Origin of the sequence: Enterobacter cloacae complex sp. P15RS, assembly GCF_014895905.1 — a bacterium.
GTDB classification, from domain to species: Bacteria; Pseudomonadota; Gammaproteobacteria; order Enterobacterales; family Enterobacteriaceae; genus Enterobacter; species Enterobacter quasihormaechei.
This window is the reverse complement of record NZ_JADBQL010000004.1, coordinates 199851-214804: the sequence shown is the minus strand read 5'-3', so window position 1 is coordinate 214804 and position 14954 is coordinate 199851. Positions and strand designations below refer to the sequence as shown.

Genomic DNA, 14954 nt, shown 5'->3' with positions numbered 1-14954 from the left:
GCGCGCTTTTCAGACTTTCCCCACGATGAGTAGAACGTTCTACTAAAACGTTCTACTTAAAATAACAGCGCGAAAAAAGCGCTATTCGGGGGAAATCAGCATGAGTCTGATATCAGGGTTTGTTAAATCGTTGTCTAAGCTGTCGATGATTGGCCGCGCCTTAATGCTGCCAATTTCACTGCTTCCCGCTGCGGGCCTGCTGCTGGCCTTCGGCGATAAGTTCCACCTGCCGCTGATGATGAACGCCGGCGGGGTTATCTTTGATAACCTGCCGATGCTGTTCGCCATCGGCTCTGCTGTCGGTCTGGCCTCGGAATCCGGTATTGCCGCACTTTCTGCGGCGGTCTCGGTGTTTGTCACCAATATCACCATCAGCACGGTGCTGAGCATTACGCCGGAAATGGCCTCTCAGGGCGGGAAATACGCCATGGTGGTCGGCATCCCGACGTTGCAGATGGGCGTCTTCGGCGGCCTTATTTGCGGCATTCTCGCGGCCTGGTGCTACAACCGCTTCCACACCATGCAGCTGCCGGAGTTCCTTGGCTTCTTCTCCGGGAAGCGCTTTGTGGCGATCGCGACGGCGTTTCTGTCGTTCCTGCTCGGCCTGCTGCTGCCGTACGTCTGGCAGCATATTCAGTCCGGGATCGACGCCCTGTCCGTGGTGGTGAACGGCGATAACCAGGCGGCCTCGACCTTTATTTTCGGGCTGGTGGAGCGCGCGCTGATCCCGCTCGGCCTGCACCATATCTGGTATCCCTCCTTCTGGTATTCGTTTGGGGATTACACCACTCAGGCGGGTCAGGTGATCCACGGTGACCAGACCATCTGGTTCAAGATGCTCGAAGAGGGGGTAAAATCCTTCAGCAGCGACACCTACCAGAACGCCGGGAAATTCATGCAGGGCGAGTTCCCGCTGATGCTGTTCGCGCTGCCAGCGGCGTGCCTGGCGATGTACCACGAAGCGTACACGAAGAATAAGAAAATCGCGGCCGGTATTCTGTTCTCTGCGGCGCTGACCTGTTTCCTGACGGGGATCACCGAGCCGGTGGAATTCACCTTTATCTTCGTGGCCCCCATCCTTTACGTTTTCAACGCCATCATGGCGGGGCTGGCATATATGGCCATGTACCTGATGCATGCGCATATTGCCAAATCGTTCTCCGCAGGCTTTATCGACTACCTGTCGTTCGGGATCCTGCCGTCGTTTAACGGCTATCAGACCAACTTCCTGAGCGCCATTATCATCGGCATTCCGATGGCGCTGATTTACTACTTCACCTTCCGCTTCGTGATCCGCCGTTTCGACGTAAAAACGCCGGGGCGCACCGAAGTCACCGCCAGTGCGAATGACAAGTCCGATTCCGAACTTGCCACCGAAATCATCGGCCTGCTGGGCGGCGCGCAGAACATTGACTCCGTCGGCTCCTGCATCACCCGCCTGCGTCTGGAAGTGGCGAAGAGCGATGCGGTGGACAGAGAGGGCCTGAACGGGCTTGGCGCGCGCGGCGTGGTGTTCGTGGGCGACAACGGTATACAGGTGATTTTCGGGGCCAGAGCACAGTTTATCGCCCAGACCATGTCCACCATGATTGGCAAATAATAAGATGCCTGAAGAAGGCGTCTCCTGTACGCTGGGGGACGCCTCTTATCTGGCTGATAATCGGTAAATTTCAGGGAGCGGTTTTGAAGAAAGTCAGCATTATTGATGTTGCAAAGCATGCGGGCGTGTCGGTTTCTACCGTTTCGCTGGTGCTGCGCCAGAAAGGGAAGATCTCAGAGGCGACGATCGGGAAGGTCAATGCCGCCATCACAACGCTGGGCTATGTTCATAACGTCGCCGCTGCCAACCTTCGCGCCAACACCTCCAACTTAATCGGCCTGATCCTGCGCGACTTCAGCGACAGCTTTTCCATCAAAGTGATGGCGAGCATCGTTCAGGAGCTGGAGAAACAGGGTTATATGGTTTTTCTCGGTCAGCCGCTGAACGACGGCGAACATCTGGAACGCACCCTGCTGTCGTTTAAGCAGCAGGGCGTCGCGGGCGTCATCTACCTGGCGTCGGATACCCACGCCGCCGCTCTCCCGGAACGCATTCGCCACTGCCCGCTGCCGCTTGTCACGGTTTCGCAGTCGTTGCTGGAAGAGAAATGCAACCTGGTGATGCGCGATAACCGTCAGGCGGCGAACCTGGCCGCGCGGTATCTTATCGAGCGCGGGCACCGCAACATCGCCTACATCGGCGGGCGCGACGGATGTCGTATCCGCGAGCAGCGCCTGCTCGGTTTTCGCAGCGCGATGACGCAGAACGGGCTGGTCTGGCGTGAGGAATATTCTCCCGCCTGCACCGATGACACGCAGGCGGCGGCCATGGCGACCCGCCAGCTGCTGGAGAAGAACAATACGATTACCGCCCTGCTCTGCCACTCGCCGGATGCGATGCTCGGTTCAATCTCCGGCATTCACCAGGTGGGGCGCACGGTGGGTAAAGATGTTTTCCTGACTCAGCAGGTGGCGCTGATCGGCTTTGAAGATATGCTTCACGTAAACCTCACGTCGCCGTCACTGACTTACGTTTCGTCTGCCAGCGAAGAGACAGGCCGCCAGGCGGCGGGGCTGATGATCCGCAGGCTGAAAGAGCCGGATCTGCAAACCCAGCGCATCACCCTCTCCGGACAGCTTATCGCGCGGGAATCGGCGTAAAATCAGAATTTGACACGGGTTTACTGCGGCGGATCCACTGCTATATTCCCATGATTTGCCATGGATATATGCAATGCCTACCGTTATCACCCACGCTGCCGTTCCTCTGTGTCTCGGCTTAGGGCTCGGAACCCGCGTCATCCCACCCCGCCTGCTGTTTGCCGGGATCGTCCTCGCCATGCTGCCCGACGCCGACGTACTGGCGTTTAAATTCGGCGTCGCCTACGGGAATATTTTTGGCCACCGCGGTTTCACTCATTCGCTACTGTTTGCCTTTGTGGTGCCGATACTCTGCGTGCTGGCCGGGCGACGATGGTTCAGGGCCAGCCTGACGCGCTGCTGGCTGTTTTTAACCGTGTCGTTGCTGTCGCACAGCCTGCTGGACTCCGTTACCACCGGCGGGAAAGGCGTCGGCTGGCTGTGGCCGTGGTCAGACGAGCGCTTCTTTGCGCCGTGGCAGGTGATCAAGGTCGCGCCGTTTGCGCTGTCGCGCTATACCACGTCGTACGGGCATGAGGTCATTATCTCGGAACTGCTGTGGGTGTGGCTGCCGGGGGTGGTGCTGATGGGGATGTTGTGGTGGAAACGAAGGTAAAAAAAGCCGGGTGGCGGCTGCGCCTTACCCGGCCTACGGTCGTGCTTTTGTAGGCCCGGTAAGCGAAGCGCCACCGGGCGTTAAAGACTTACTTACGACGCCATGTCGTCCCCTGCGGGCCGTCTTCCAGAATAATGCCCATCTCGGTCAGACGGTTACGCGCCGCATCCGCCGCCGCCCAGTCTTTCGCCTGACGCGCTTCCAGACGCGCTTTAATCAGCGCTTCAATTTCTGCCACTTCGCCGTCGTCTGCCTGCGCGCCGCTTTGCAGGAACGCGTCCGGCTCCTGCTCCAGCAGGCCGAGCACGGAAGAGAGCTTACGCAGATGAGACGCCAGCGCATTCGCCGCCGCCATATCTTCTGACTTCAGGCGGTTCACCTCACGCGCCATGTCGAACAGCACGGAGTAGGCTTCCGGCGTGTTGAAGTCGTCGTTCATCACCTCAACAAAGCGCGCTTCAAATGCTTCGCCGCCCGCCGCAGGCACAGATTTGTCGGTGCCGCGCAGCGCGGTGTACAGACGCTCCAGCGCAGCGCGCGCCTGCTTCAGGTTCTCTTCGCTGTAGTTCAGCTGGCTGCGATAGTGACCAGACATCAGGAAGTAGCGCACGGTTTCCGCGTCGTAATACTTCAGCACGTCGCGCACGGTAAAGAAGTTGCCCAGCGATTTAGACATCTTCTCGCGGTCAACCATCACCATCCCGGAGTGCATCCAGTAGTTCACGTACTCGCCGCCGTGGGCGCAGGTGGACTGCGCGATTTCGTTTTCGTGGTGCGGGAACATCAGATCCGAACCGCCGCCGTGAATGTCGAAATGGTTGCCCAACTGCTTGCAGTTCATCGCTGAACATTCAATGTGCCAGCCCGGACGCCCTTCGCCCCACGGGGATGGCCAGCTCGGCTCGCCCTCTTTGGACATCTTCCACAGCACGAAGTCCATCGGGTTACGCTTCACGTCAACCACGTCCACGCGCGCGCCGGCCTGAAGCTGGTCCAGATCCTGGCGGGAAAGCGCACCGTAGGTTGGGTCCGTCGGCACCGAGAACATCACGTCGCCGTTGTCCGCCACATAGGCGTGGCCGCGTTCGATCAGCTTTTCGGTGAGCTCGATGATTTCATGGATATGGTGGGTCGCGCGCGGCTCGCTGTCCGGGCGCAGAATATTTAAGGCGTCAAAATCCTTGTGCATTTCGGCGATCATGCGATCCACCAGCGCGACGAAGCTTTCGCCGTTTTCATTAGCGCGCTTGATGATTTTATCGTCGATGTCGGTGATGTTGCGCACGTACTTCAGGTTATAGCCCAGGAAGCGCAGGTAGCGTGACACCACGTCGAACGCGACAAAGGTACGGCCATGGCCGATATGACAGAGATCGTAAACCGTAATACCACACACGTACATGCCGACTTCCCCGGCATGGATAGGTTTAAATTCCTCTTTCTGGCGCGTCATTGTATTAAAGATTTTTAACATCGAAGATTCCATGTAAACACGTGTGTGGATTGTTTGTTCCTTATAATACCCATAATTGGGAGCACGGTCAGCACACAATGCAAGGTGATCGTGTCCTGTGGTTATGCTATAACAAGCCCCTATATGTGACCCGAGCACGGGTCGACGCACCACAATAACGGAACAGGATGCAAAAATGGTTACTTTCCACACTAATCATGGCGATATCGTAATCAAAACCTTTGATGATAAAGCGCCTGAAACAGTTAAAAACTTCCTGGACTACTGCCGCGAAGGTTTCTACAACAACACTATTTTCCACCGTGTGATCAACGGCTTTATGATCCAGGGCGGCGGTTTCGAGCCTGGTATGCGCCAGAAAGAGACCAAAGAAGCGATCAAAAACGAAGCGAATAACGGCCTGAAAAACACCCGTGGTACGCTGGCAATGGCCCGTACTCAGGCGCCACACTCTGCAACCGCACAGTTCTTCATCAACGTAGCGGACAACGACTTCCTGAACTTCTCTGGCGAAAGCCTGCAAGGCTGGGGCTACTGCGTATTCGCAGAAGTGGTTGAAGGGATGGACGTGGTCGACAAGATCAAAGCCGTTTCTACTGGCCGCAGCGGTATGCACCAGGACGTTCCTAAAGAAGACGTTGTGATTACAAGCGTGACCGTCAGCGAGTAATTCGTGGCGACACTCTTTATTGCAGACCTGCATCTGCAAACAGAAGAACCGGCGATCACCGCCGGTTTTCTGCGTTTTTTACGCGGCGAAGCGAAAGGCGCCGACGCGCTGTACATTCTGGGCGACCTGTTTGAGGCCTGGATCGGCGACGACGACCCGAACCCGCTGCACCGTGAAATGGCAGCCGCCATTCACGCGCTGGTGGATTCCGGCGTGCCCTGCTATTTCATTCACGGCAACCGTGATTTCCTGATAGGCCAGCGCTACGCCCGCGAGAGCGGCATGACGCTGCTGCCGGAAGAGCAGGTGCTCGATCTCTACGGTCGCAAGGTGCTGATCATGCACGGCGACACGCTCTGCACCGACGATACCGGCTATCTGGCGTTTCGCGCCAAAGTCCATACCCCGTGGATCCAGAAAGTATTCCTCGCCCTGCCGCTGTTTATCCGTAACCGCATTGCCGCCAGAATGCGCGCGGGCAGTAAAGCCGCCAACAGCAGTAAATCGCTGACCATTATGGACGTCAACCCGCAGGCAGTGGTTAACGTGATGGAAAAGCATCGCGTTCAGTGGCTGATCCACGGCCATACCCATCGCCCGGACGTGCACTCTCTTATCGCCAACGGCGAGCCCGCTCACCGCGTGGTTTTAGGGGCATGGCACAGCGAAGGTTCAATGGTAAAAGTCACGCCGGAAGGGGTGGAACTGATCGCCTTCCCGTTTTAACGTCTTCCCGTCTTTTCGCCCATTTCTCGACCACGCAACCGTTTTCCTTGCCGGTATTACATGCTATTCTCTGTGCCCTCGAAAGCAGTGTGTTCCGCACCACAGGAGTTTTAAGACGCATGTCTTCCCGCAATAATCCGGCGCGTGTCGCCATCGTGATGGGGTCCAAAAGCGACTGGGCTACCATGCAGTTCGCCGCCGAAATCTTTGAAATCCTGAATGTTCCGCACCACGTTGAAGTGGTTTCCGCACACCGCACGCCGGACAAACTGTTCAGCTTCGCCGAAAGCGCCGAAGAGAACGGGTATGAGGTGATTATTGCCGGTGCGGGCGGCGCAGCACATTTGCCGGGCATGATTGCCGCCAAAACCCTGGTGCCGGTGCTGGGCGTGCCGGTGCAGAGCGCTGCGTTAAGCGGTGTCGATAGCCTTTACTCTATTGTGCAGATGCCGCGCGGTATTCCCGTCGGTACGCTGGCAATTGGCAAAGCGGGCGCCGCCAACGCCGCGCTGCTCGCCGCGCAGATCCTGGCGACGCACGATACAGCGTTACATCAACGCCTGACGGAGTGGCGTAAAGCCCAGACCGACGAGGTGCTGGATAACCCGGATCCGCGGGGTGCAGCATGAAGCAGGTTTGCGTTCTGGGTAATGGTCAGCTTGGCCGCATGCTGCGTCAGGCTGGCGAACCGTTGGGTATTACCGTCTGGCCCGTCGGGCTGGACGCCGAGCCGGAAGCCGTGCCGTTCCATCAGAGCGTGATCACCGCCGAAATTGAACGCTGGCCGGAAACCGCCCTGACCCGCGAGCTGGCGCGTCATAACGCCTTTGTGAACCGGGACGTATTCCCGATCATCGCCGACCGTCTCACGCAAAAGCAGCTGTTCGACAAGCTCGGCCTTGCAACCGCGCCGTGGCAATTGCTCTCTGATAAAAGCGAGTGGGATGATGTGTTTGCGATGCTGGGCGAACTGGCGATCGTGAAGCGCCGCGTCGGCGGCTATGACGGTCGCGGGCAGTGGCGTCTTCGGGCGAACGACACCGCCGAGCTGCCGGACGACTGCTACGGCGAATGCATCGTTGAGCAGGGCATCAACTTCAGCGGCGAAGTGTCGCTGGTTGGCGCGCGCACGCATGATGGCCGCACGGTGTTTTACCCGCTGACGCATAACCTGCATCAGGACGGCATTCTGCGTACCAGCGTTGCCTTCCCGCAGGCAAACGCTGGCCAGCAGGCGCAGGCGGAAGAGATGCTCTCCGCCATTATGCACGAGCTGGGCTACGTGGGCGTGATGGCGATGGAGTGCTTCGTCACGCCGTCAGGCCTGCTGATCAACGAGCTGGCGCCGCGCGTGCACAACAGCGGCCACTGGACGCAAAACGGCGCCTCCATCAGCCAGTTCGAGCTGCACCTGCGCGCCATCATCGACCTGCCGCTGCCGCAGCCGGTGGTGACCAGCCCGTCGGTGATGATCAACCTGATCGGCACCGATCTGAACTACGACTGGCTGAAGCTGCCGCTGGTGCACCTGCACTGGTATGACAAAGAGGTGCGCCCGGGTCGTAAGGTCGGTCACCTGAACCTGAACGATACCGACACGGATCGCCTGAGCGCCACGCTGGAAGCGATCGTTCCTCTCCTGCCGCCGGAATACGCGAGCGGTATTGTCTGGGCACAGTCAAAGCTCAACTAAGACATCTGCGCCGGGGAGTTGACCTTCCCCTTCCCCGGCGTACAATTCCCGCCCATTGCTGCTCAGTTTTCTTCTGGAATCACCATGAACGATGGAACGGACTATCGCGCGATCCTCGCGTCCGATACCCCTTTAATCGACGTTCGCGCGCCGATCGAATTTGCCCAGGGTGCGATGCCCGCCGCACTCAACCTGCCCTTAATGAACGACGACGAGCGTGCCGCCGTGGGGACCTGCTATAAGCGCCAGGGACCCGACGCCGCGCTGGCGCTCGGCCATAGCCTGGTGAGCGGCGAGACGCGGGAGGCGCGCATTAACGCCTGGCGCGAAGCCAGCCTTGCGCACCCCGAGGGCTATCTCTGCTGCGCGCGCGGCGGTCAGCGTTCACATATCTCTCAGGCCTGGCTGAAAGAGGCTGGCATCGACTACCCGCTGATCCGCGGCGGCTATAAGGCCCTGCGTCAGACGGCCATTCAGGTCACGGTCGAGCAGTCGCAAAAGCCGATGGTGCTTATCGGCGGCTGTACCGGCAACGGTAAAACGCTGCTGGTGAAGCAGCACGCGCAGGGCATCGATCTGGAAGGGCTGGCGCACCATCGCGGTTCGTCGTTTGGCCGCACGCTCACGCCGCAGCTTTCCCAGGCGAGCTTTGAAAATCACCTTGCCGTTGAGCTGCTGAAAAAAGACGCGGCGCGCTGGGTGCTGGAAGATGAGGGCCGGATGATTGGCTCCAACCATCTGCCGGAGTGCCTGCGTGACCGCATGGCTGAAGCGCCTATCGTGGTGGTCGAGGATCCGTTTGACGTTCGTCTTGAGCGCCTGCGTGAAGAGTACTTCGACCATATGTGGGCGGACTTTTCTGCCGCCTACGGTGAAGACGCGGGCTGGAAAGCGTACAGCGAATACCTACATCACGGACTTTTTGCCATTCGTCGCCGTCTGGGGCTGCAACGCTTCGCGGAGTTTACCGCCCTGCTGGACGCCGCGCTCGTCGAGCAACAGCGAACTGGCAGCACTGACGCACACTTCAGCTGGCTTGTGCCGCTGCTGAACGACTATTACGACCCGATGTACGGCTATCAGCTGGAGAAAAAGGCGGAGAAAATTGTATATCGCGGGACGTTCGAAGACATTGCCGAATGGCTTAATCGCTGAAAAATAAAGCCGGGTGGCGGCTACGCCTTACCCGGCCTACGCGTGCTTGTGTAGCCCCGGTAAGCGCAGCGCCACCGGGGAACAAACACCTTAGAAGTCGTAACGCAGACGCACCAGGTTCATGTCGCCCAGGTTGTCGGTGCTGGAGGTGAACACGTGTTCGTAATCCACGCGGAAACCGTAGTCCAGCTGGAAGCTGATACCCACGCCGTTGTCGATGCGCTGGTAGTTACGGCCGTTCACGTACTCAATGCGGTCACCCATGAAGTAAGGCTGGATGGATTTCACCGCATACTGGCCGACCGGGAATTTGTACCCTGCGAAGTATTCAATACCCCATGCGTCACCGGCGAAGTAGTCGTTAACGGACACTTTTTTGGTGGTCATGAAGTTCTGATACCAGCCGCCGCCCGCGGAGAAGGTCCAGTTATCCGGGGTCCAGCTCAGCGCAGTACCGACAATGTTCTGGTCGTAGGATTTGCTGTCGCCGTTGTCCGGATTACGCATGTCCGCGCGGGTGTAGTTCCACGCTGCGCCCCAGGTCAGATCGGTGGTCAGGTGGTAATCGATACCCAGCGAGCCGCCGCCTTTACGCTTGTAGCGCAGGCCGTTGCCCGGCAGGTATTCACTGTCCTCAAACAGGTAAGATGCATAGATATCCGCATCGCCCACGGTTTTCTTGTACTTCAGCATCTGGCGTGAACGGTAAGAGCCGTCGTAGTCGCCGTTGATCCCGTTACCCGGCGCCTGGCCGATCATGTCGTAGTCCCAGATATCGGTTTTCGCGCCCACCACATCATAGTACACGCTGTTCTGCTGGCCGAAGGTCAGCGTGCCCCAGGTGTCGCTCTTCAGGCCGGTGTAGAGCATACGACGTGAGGTGTCGTGCGCGCCGTCGGCGTAGTGGTTATCCCAGTTAAACTGCGCCGGAATGTTCACACCCAGCTCGTAGTAAGTGATCCAGCTGATGTCATCGAACAGGTAGTAGTCTGCCGCGAAACGGAAGCGGGTACCGCCGTCAAAGCCGTTACGCTTGTAGCCGTTTTTGCCGTCATCGCCGGTCATGTTCTGGAACTGAGGACGAATACTGCCGCCAACGGTGAAGTTCAGGCGGCTCAGCGGGTTACCCGCCTGCGGATCCTGTTTCAGAAGAGTGATTTCCGCCTGGGATGCGAAAGAAGCCAATGCCACTGCTGCGCCGATCGTTGTCGCCAGCGCTGTTTTTCTTATAGTCATTCTTTTTCCTTGATAGACACGCTGCTAAATATTTAGCTGGTGAATATTAACCGGAAATATTCGGGCTGTGTGGGCGGGTTTTTAATGTTTTGTGCTACTAAATGCAGGGTCATTAACGATTTGTGCCGTTAAGCGGTGACGCACCAGCAGATATGCCGGTACGTCATCATCACGTCAGTAAACTAGCTGACAAACTGGCGGAACAGCGCTTTACCTTTCAACAGCCGGGTGCCGAGCCAGCCGCCGCACAGGGACAGCAGCACGGCGCCGCAGACGGGCAGCGTTACCCACAGCCGCCAGTCAGGCTCCCACGGGAAGTCGAAGACTTTCGTCTGGAGCACCGCCAGCGCGGTTTCCGCACCGATGGCCGCCACCAGCCCCGCCACCAGCCCAAGCAGCGCAAACTCGCTCCACAGCGTGGCGCGCAGCAGTCGCTTACCGGCGCCCAGCGTGCGGTAGACCACCAGCTCCTGATGTCGCTGGCGCATGCCGACCTGCACCTGCGCCAGCAGCAGCAATATGCCGCAGATCGTCACCAGCACCACCATCACCTCCAGCGCGCGGCTCACCTGCTCCAGCACCTGCCCGACCTGTTTGAGGATCGCGCCGATATCCAGCAGGCTCACTGTCGGGAACTCCCGGTTAAGCTGCGTCAGCATGCCGTTGCCGTTTTCCCAGCGGAAGCTGGTCAGCCAGCTCTGGGGCTGTCCTTCCAGCGCGCCCGGCGGGAAGATGAAGAAGAAGTTTGGCCGCAGGCTTTCCCAGTCCACCTTGCGCAGGCTGGTCACTTTGGCGCTGAAATCCTGCGTGTCGCCGGTAAAGGTCACGCTGTCGCCCAGCCCCACGTTCAGACGCTTCGCCAGCCCCTCCTCCATCGACACTTCCCCCGCCTTTGGCGGCCAGGTGCCGGCGACGATCGGGTTATGGTCCGGACGCTTCTCCTGCCAGGTCAGGTTCAGCTCTCGGTTGAGCGATTCGTCTTTGTTTCCTTCCGTCGACTGGCCGTTGATCTGCGTCAGGCGGGCACGCACGATCGGATAGAACGACTCGGGAATAATGTGATGCTCGGACAGGAAGCCCTTCAGCGGCGTCACCTGCTCGGGCGCGATGTTGATCAGAAAATAGTTCGGGCTTTCCGGCGGAAGCTGCTGCTGCCAGCGATCCAGCAGATCCCCGCGCAGCACCAGCAGGAGCGCCAGCAGCATAAACGACAGCGAGAACGCCGAAAGCTGGCTGAGCGTGGACCACGGCTGATGCAGCAGACGATTAATGGCCAGACGCACCGGCAGCGATTTCACCGTCAGCTTTTTTAGCAGGCTGAGCAGCACCCAGCCCAGCGCGCCGCACAGCAGCGCCAGCACGACCGCCCCCGCCAGCACCGCCCACAGCAGCGTACTGCCGCCCATCAGCCAGGCCAGCAGCCCGACCGCCACCGCAATAATCACCGGCAGGTAGAACTTCATTGGCCAGACGTTGGCCACCGTATCGCGGCGCAGCACGCGCAGCGGCTGGGTGGCGAGCAGCAGCCGGTACGGGCGCAGCCCCACCAGCAGGGAGATCACCGTCATCGCGCCAATGGCCCACAGCCACGGCCAGAGGCTGGCAGGCGGCAGCGCGGCGGGCAGTACCGGTTTGAGCAGCACCATCAGCAGTTTTTCAAACAGCAGCCCGATCGCTCCGCCGGTAATGGCCGACAGCGCCAGCACCATCAGCCACTGGCCGACAATCAGCTTGCGCAGCTGCGCCCGACCCGCGCCGAGGGTTTTGAGGATCGCCACCAGATCGTAACGGCTGCGGCAGTAGTGCCCCATCGCCACGGCGACGGCCGCAACGGCCAGCAGCAGGGTTAACAGCGCCGACAGCAGCAGGAACTGCTGGGAACGTTCAAGAGATTTGCCGAGCGCCCCTTCATCCTGCTCCAGCCCATACCAGCGGTGTTCCGGCTTGAGCTGCGGCAGAAGCCATTTTTCATACGCCTCCAGCTGTGCGGGCGTACCGCCAAACTTATAGCGCCAGGTGACGCGGCTTCCAGGCTGGACGGCGTTGGTTTTCGCGACATCGGCGGTGTTCATCAGCAGGCGCGGCGCGAGCTGGAACGGGTTAAAGCCGGAATCGGGCTCCTGCACCACTTCCCCGGCAATTTTCAGGGTGGCATCGCCAACGTCAATACTGTCGCCGGGCTTCAGGTTAAGAAGCGCCATCAGACGCGAAGCCAGCAATACCGTACCGGAGGCCGGTTTTAGCCCCGGCGGGCTGGTTTGTAGCTCGCCGTACATCGGGTAGATGTCATCCACGGCCTTCACGCTGGCAAGCTGCGGCGTGTCGCCCGCAAAGGTCATGGTCTGGAAGGTGATTTGCTCCCCGACCTTCAGCCCTTCCTTGCGCGCTTCTTCGATCCAGCCCGGCGGGACGGGTCGGGAACTTTGCAGCGCCCGGTCCCCCGCCATAAATTCGCGGCTCTGCTGGCTAAGCCCTTTTTCCATGCGATCGCTGACGCTGCCGAGCGCCAGCACGCAGGCCACCGCCAGGCTCAACGCCAGCCAGACAATTAGCAGCGAGGGCGAGCGCCATTCGCGCCAGAACCAGCGGGCAATCATGCTTCCTCCTGAAGAATACCGTTCACCAGCCGCAGGCGGCGGTCGCAGCGGGCGGCCAGCTGCGGATCGTGGGTAACCAGAATCAGCGTGGTGCCGTGCTCGCGGTTGAGCGAAAACAGCAGATCGGCAATTTTATCCCCGGTTTTACGGTCGAGGTTGCCCGTTGGCTCATCGGCAAACAGCACTTCCGGGCGTCCGTTAAACGCCCGCGCCAGCGCCACGCGCTGCTGCTCGCCGCCGGACAACTGCGCCGGAAGGTGGTCGAGCCGCTTCCCCAGCCCAAGCTGTTCCAGCAACGCTTTGGCGTGATCGCGGCTTTCGCGGGTATTTTCGCCGCGCAGCAGGCCCGGCAGCTCAACGTTTTCCAGCGCGTTGAGGGTTGGGATCAGCATGAAGGACTGAAAGACAAACCCGATATGCCGGGCGCGCAGCGCGGCGCGCGCCTCTTCATCAAGCGCGTGAAGGGGCTGGCCGACCAGGTTCACCTCGCCGCTGCTGCCATCGTCCAGGCCGGCCAGGATCGCCAGCAGCGTGGACTTACCGGAACCGGATTCGCCAATCAGCGCGATGCTTTCGGCGCGTTTGACAACGAGTTCAACTCCGGTAAGGATGGAAAGCTCGTGTTCTCCCTGACCGACGGACTTCTTAAGACGATGAACTTCAACAATGTTTTCCGCTGGCATTTGCCCTTCCTGTTTTTGATGCTGATGACCTTCCGCGCGGCGGCTGCGGACACGTTACTGGTGCTGGGCGACAGCCTGAGCGCGGGCTATCGTATGGCCGCCAGCGCGGCCTGGCCCTCGCTGCTCAATGATAAATGGCAGTCCGGGACGTCTGTCGTTAACGGCAGCATCAGCGGCGATACGTCGCAGCAGGGCCTGTCGCGCCTGCCTGCCCTGCTCAAGCAGCATCAGCCGCGCTGGGTGCTGGTTGAACTGGGCGGCAACGATGGCCTGCGAGGCTTCCCGCCGCAGCAAACCGAGCAAACGCTGCGGACCATTTTGCAAACCATTAAGGCCGCTAATGCCCAGCCGCTGCTGATGCAAATTCGCCTGCCCGCTAACTACGGCCGTCGGTATAATGAGGCGTTTAGCGCGATCTATCCTAAGCTTGCCAAAGAGTTTGATATTCCGCTGCTGCCATTTTTCATGGAAGAGGTCTATCTCAAGCCCCAGTGGATGCAGGAAGACGGCATTCACCCCAATCGCGATGCCCAGCCGTTTATTGCCGACTGGATGGCAACCCGGCTGGCACCTTTAGTAAAACATGACTCGTCAAACAGCTGAGAACCTGACAGGTAAAGTTATGCAAAAATCGGTCTTAATAACAGGATGTTCCAGCGGAATTGGCCTTGAAAGCGCCCTTGAGCTGAAGCGCCAGGGGTTTTGGGTGCTGGCAGCCTGCCGTAAACCCGAAGATGTCGAACGCATGAGAGGGCTCGGTTTTACCGGCATCCTGCTGGATCTGGATTCGCCAGAGAGCGTGGAGCAGGCCGCCGATGAGGTTATCGCCCTGACCAATAACCGGCTTTACGGCCTGTTCAACAATGCGGGCTATGGCGTCTACGGCCCGCTACAGACCATCTCGCGGGAACAGCTGGAACAGCAGTTCTCCGCTAACGTTTTCGGCGCGCATCAGCTCACCATGCGCCTGCTTCCCGCCATGCTGCCGCACGGCGAAGGGCGGATTGTCATGACCTCCTCGGTGATGGGCCTGATCTCCACGCCGGGCCGTGGAGCTTATGCCGCCAGCAAATACGCGCTGGAGGCGTGGTCCGACGCGCTACGCATGGAACTGCGCCACAGCGGCATTAAGGTCAGCCTGATTGAGCCCGGCCCCATCCGCACCCGGTTCACGGAAAACGTTAACCAGACGCAGGCGGACAAGCCGGTCGAAAACCCCGGTATTGCCGCACGCTTCACGCTGGGGCCGGAGGCGGTGGTCGCCAAAGTGCGTCACGCCTTTGAGAGCGACAACCCCAAAACGCGCTATCCGGTCACGCTGGTGACCCATGCCGTCGGCTGGTTAAAACGCTTGCTGCCGGGACGGATGATGGACAAAATTTTGCAGGGTTGAGTTGAAGCGATGACGCTTACCCCCATGTAAAG

The 14954-nt window shown here is 59.5% G+C and carries 14 protein-coding genes; 10 read left to right on the top strand and 4 right to left on the bottom strand.

Annotated features, from left to right (window positions below; translation table 11 throughout):
• Window positions 1-100: 100 nt before the first annotated feature.
• The 3 genes from IM267_RS03095 (at window position 101) to IM267_RS03085 (ending at window position 3295) form a co-directional block, all read left to right on the top strand.
• Window positions 101-1600, top strand: a complete 1500-nt coding sequence (locus tag IM267_RS03095; RefSeq protein WP_193032695.1) for a PTS transporter subunit EIIC — start codon at window positions 101-103, stop codon at window positions 1598-1600.
• An 83-nt stretch (window positions 1601-1683) separates the two neighbouring features.
• The gene (malI, locus tag IM267_RS03090; protein WP_193032693.1) at window positions 1684-2700 is read left to right on the top strand and encodes a Mal regulon transcriptional regulator MalI; all 1017 of its coding nucleotides are present in this window, start codon (window positions 1684-1686) and stop codon (window positions 2698-2700) included.
• A 73-nt stretch (window positions 2701-2773) separates the two neighbouring features.
• A complete protein-coding gene (locus IM267_RS03085; RefSeq protein ID WP_193032691.1) occupies window positions 2774-3295 on the top strand; it encodes a metal-dependent hydrolase in 522 nt (173 codons plus the stop codon).
• Window positions 3296-3383: 88 nt separating this feature from the next.
• On the opposite strand, the gene cysS is transcribed toward IM267_RS03085, so the two are convergent.
• Window positions 3384-4769 carry a cysteine--tRNA ligase gene (cysS, locus tag IM267_RS03080; RefSeq protein WP_102749837.1) on the bottom strand — a complete coding sequence of 462 codons (1386 nt, stop codon included), beginning with the start codon at window positions 4767-4769 and terminating at the stop codon, window positions 3384-3386.
• A 175-nt stretch (window positions 4770-4944) separates the two neighbouring features.
• Here cysS and ppiB point away from each other — a divergent pair, with 175 nt between their 5' ends.
• From ppiB to mnmH, 5 genes are all read left to right on the top strand, one after another.
• The gene (ppiB, locus tag IM267_RS03075) at window positions 4945-5439 is read left to right on the top strand and encodes a peptidylprolyl isomerase B (protein ID WP_000256009.1); all 495 of its coding nucleotides are present in this window, start codon (window positions 4945-4947) and stop codon (window positions 5437-5439) included.
• 3 nt (window positions 5440-5442) lie between these two features.
• Entirely contained in the window at window positions 5443-6165 is a 723-nt protein-coding gene (gene lpxH / locus IM267_RS03070) for a UDP-2,3-diacylglucosamine diphosphatase (RefSeq protein ID WP_193032689.1), read from the top strand.
• Window positions 6166-6284: 119 nt separating this feature from the next.
• Entirely contained in the window at window positions 6285-6794 is a 510-nt protein-coding gene (gene purE / locus IM267_RS03065) for a 5-(carboxyamino)imidazole ribonucleotide mutase (protein WP_063868980.1), read from the top strand.
• On the top strand, window positions 6791-7858 hold the full coding sequence (gene purK, locus IM267_RS03060) for a 5-(carboxyamino)imidazole ribonucleotide synthase (RefSeq protein ID WP_193032687.1): 1068 nt from the start codon (window positions 6791-6793) through the stop codon (window positions 7856-7858). The genes purE and purK overlap by 4 nt, the downstream gene beginning before the upstream one ends.
• Before the next feature lie 84 nt (window positions 7859-7942).
• Window positions 7943-9013, top strand: a complete 1071-nt coding sequence (mnmH, locus tag IM267_RS03055) for a tRNA 2-selenouridine(34) synthase MnmH (RefSeq protein ID WP_193032686.1) — start codon at window positions 7943-7945, stop codon at window positions 9011-9013.
• Window positions 9014-9103: 90 nt separating this feature from the next.
• Here the strand turns inward: mnmH and IM267_RS03050 are convergent, their stop codons facing one another.
• From IM267_RS03050 to ybbA, 3 genes are all read right to left on the bottom strand, one after another.
• Complete coding sequence (locus tag IM267_RS03050) at window positions 9104-10249, bottom strand: porin (RefSeq protein WP_063451640.1); 1146 nt, start codon at window positions 10247-10249, stop codon at window positions 9104-9106.
• A gap of 182 nt (window positions 10250-10431) precedes the next feature.
• Window positions 10432-12846 carry a putative ABC transporter permease subunit YbbP gene (ybbP, locus tag IM267_RS03045; protein ID WP_193032684.1) on the bottom strand — a complete coding sequence of 805 codons (2415 nt, stop codon included), beginning with the start codon at window positions 12844-12846 and terminating at the stop codon, window positions 10432-10434.
• Window positions 12843-13529 (bottom strand): putative ABC transporter ATP-binding protein YbbA, encoded by a 687-nt coding sequence (gene ybbA, locus IM267_RS03040; RefSeq protein WP_063451642.1) that lies wholly within the window; start codon window positions 13527-13529, stop codon window positions 12843-12845. Before ybbA ends, ybbP begins: the two co-directional genes overlap by 4 nt.
• On the opposite strand from ybbA, the gene tesA reads away from it, so the two are divergent.
• Both tesA and IM267_RS03030 read left to right on the top strand, forming a co-directional pair.
• Window positions 13500-14132 (top strand): multifunctional acyl-CoA thioesterase I/protease I/lysophospholipase L1, encoded by a 633-nt coding sequence (tesA, locus tag IM267_RS03035; protein WP_193032682.1) that lies wholly within the window; start codon window positions 13500-13502, stop codon window positions 14130-14132. The genes ybbA and tesA overlap by 30 nt on opposite strands.
• Window positions 14113-14922 carry an SDR family oxidoreductase gene (locus tag IM267_RS03030; protein WP_107534829.1) on the top strand — a complete coding sequence of 270 codons (810 nt, stop codon included), beginning with the start codon at window positions 14113-14115 and terminating at the stop codon, window positions 14920-14922. Before tesA ends, IM267_RS03030 begins: the two co-directional genes overlap by 20 nt.
• The last annotated feature ends 32 nt before the right edge of the window (window positions 14923-14954 follow it).

What these genes read in the sequence shown, in the direction of transcription:
- IM267_RS03095 (WP_193032695.1), top strand. Translation starts at nt 101, where the DNA reads ATGAGTCTGATATCAGGGTTTGTTAAATCGTTGTCTAAGCTGTCGATG.
- IM267_RS03085 (WP_193032691.1), top strand. Translation starts at nt 2,774, where the DNA reads ATGCCTACCGTTATCACCCACGCTGCCGTTCCTCTGTGTCTCGGCTTA.
- cysS (WP_102749837.1), bottom strand. Translation starts at nt 4,769, where the DNA reads ATGTTAAAAATCTTTAATACAATGACGCGCCAGAAAGAGGAATTTAAA.
- ppiB (WP_000256009.1), top strand. Translation starts at nt 4,945, where the DNA reads ATGGTTACTTTCCACACTAATCATGGCGATATCGTAATCAAAACCTTT.
- purE (WP_063868980.1), top strand. Translation starts at nt 6,285, where the DNA reads ATGTCTTCCCGCAATAATCCGGCGCGTGTCGCCATCGTGATGGGGTCC.
- purK (WP_193032687.1), top strand. Translation starts at nt 6,791, where the DNA reads ATGAAGCAGGTTTGCGTTCTGGGTAATGGTCAGCTTGGCCGCATGCTG.
- mnmH (WP_193032686.1), top strand. Translation starts at nt 7,943, where the DNA reads ATGAACGATGGAACGGACTATCGCGCGATCCTCGCGTCCGATACCCCT.
- IM267_RS03050 (WP_063451640.1), bottom strand. Translation starts at nt 10,249, where the DNA reads ATGACTATAAGAAAAACAGCGCTGGCGACAACGATCGGCGCAGCAGTG.
- ybbP (WP_193032684.1), bottom strand. Translation starts at nt 12,846, where the DNA reads ATGATTGCCCGCTGGTTCTGGCGCGAATGGCGCTCGCCCTCGCTGCTA.
- tesA (WP_193032682.1), top strand. Translation starts at nt 13,500, where the DNA reads ATGAACTTCAACAATGTTTTCCGCTGGCATTTGCCCTTCCTGTTTTTG.
- ybbA (WP_063451642.1), bottom strand. Translation starts at nt 13,529, where the DNA reads ATGCCAGCGGAAAACATTGTTGAAGTTCATCGTCTTAAGAAGTCCGTC.
- IM267_RS03030 (WP_107534829.1), top strand. Translation starts at nt 14,113, where the DNA reads ATGACTCGTCAAACAGCTGAGAACCTGACAGGTAAAGTTATGCAAAAA.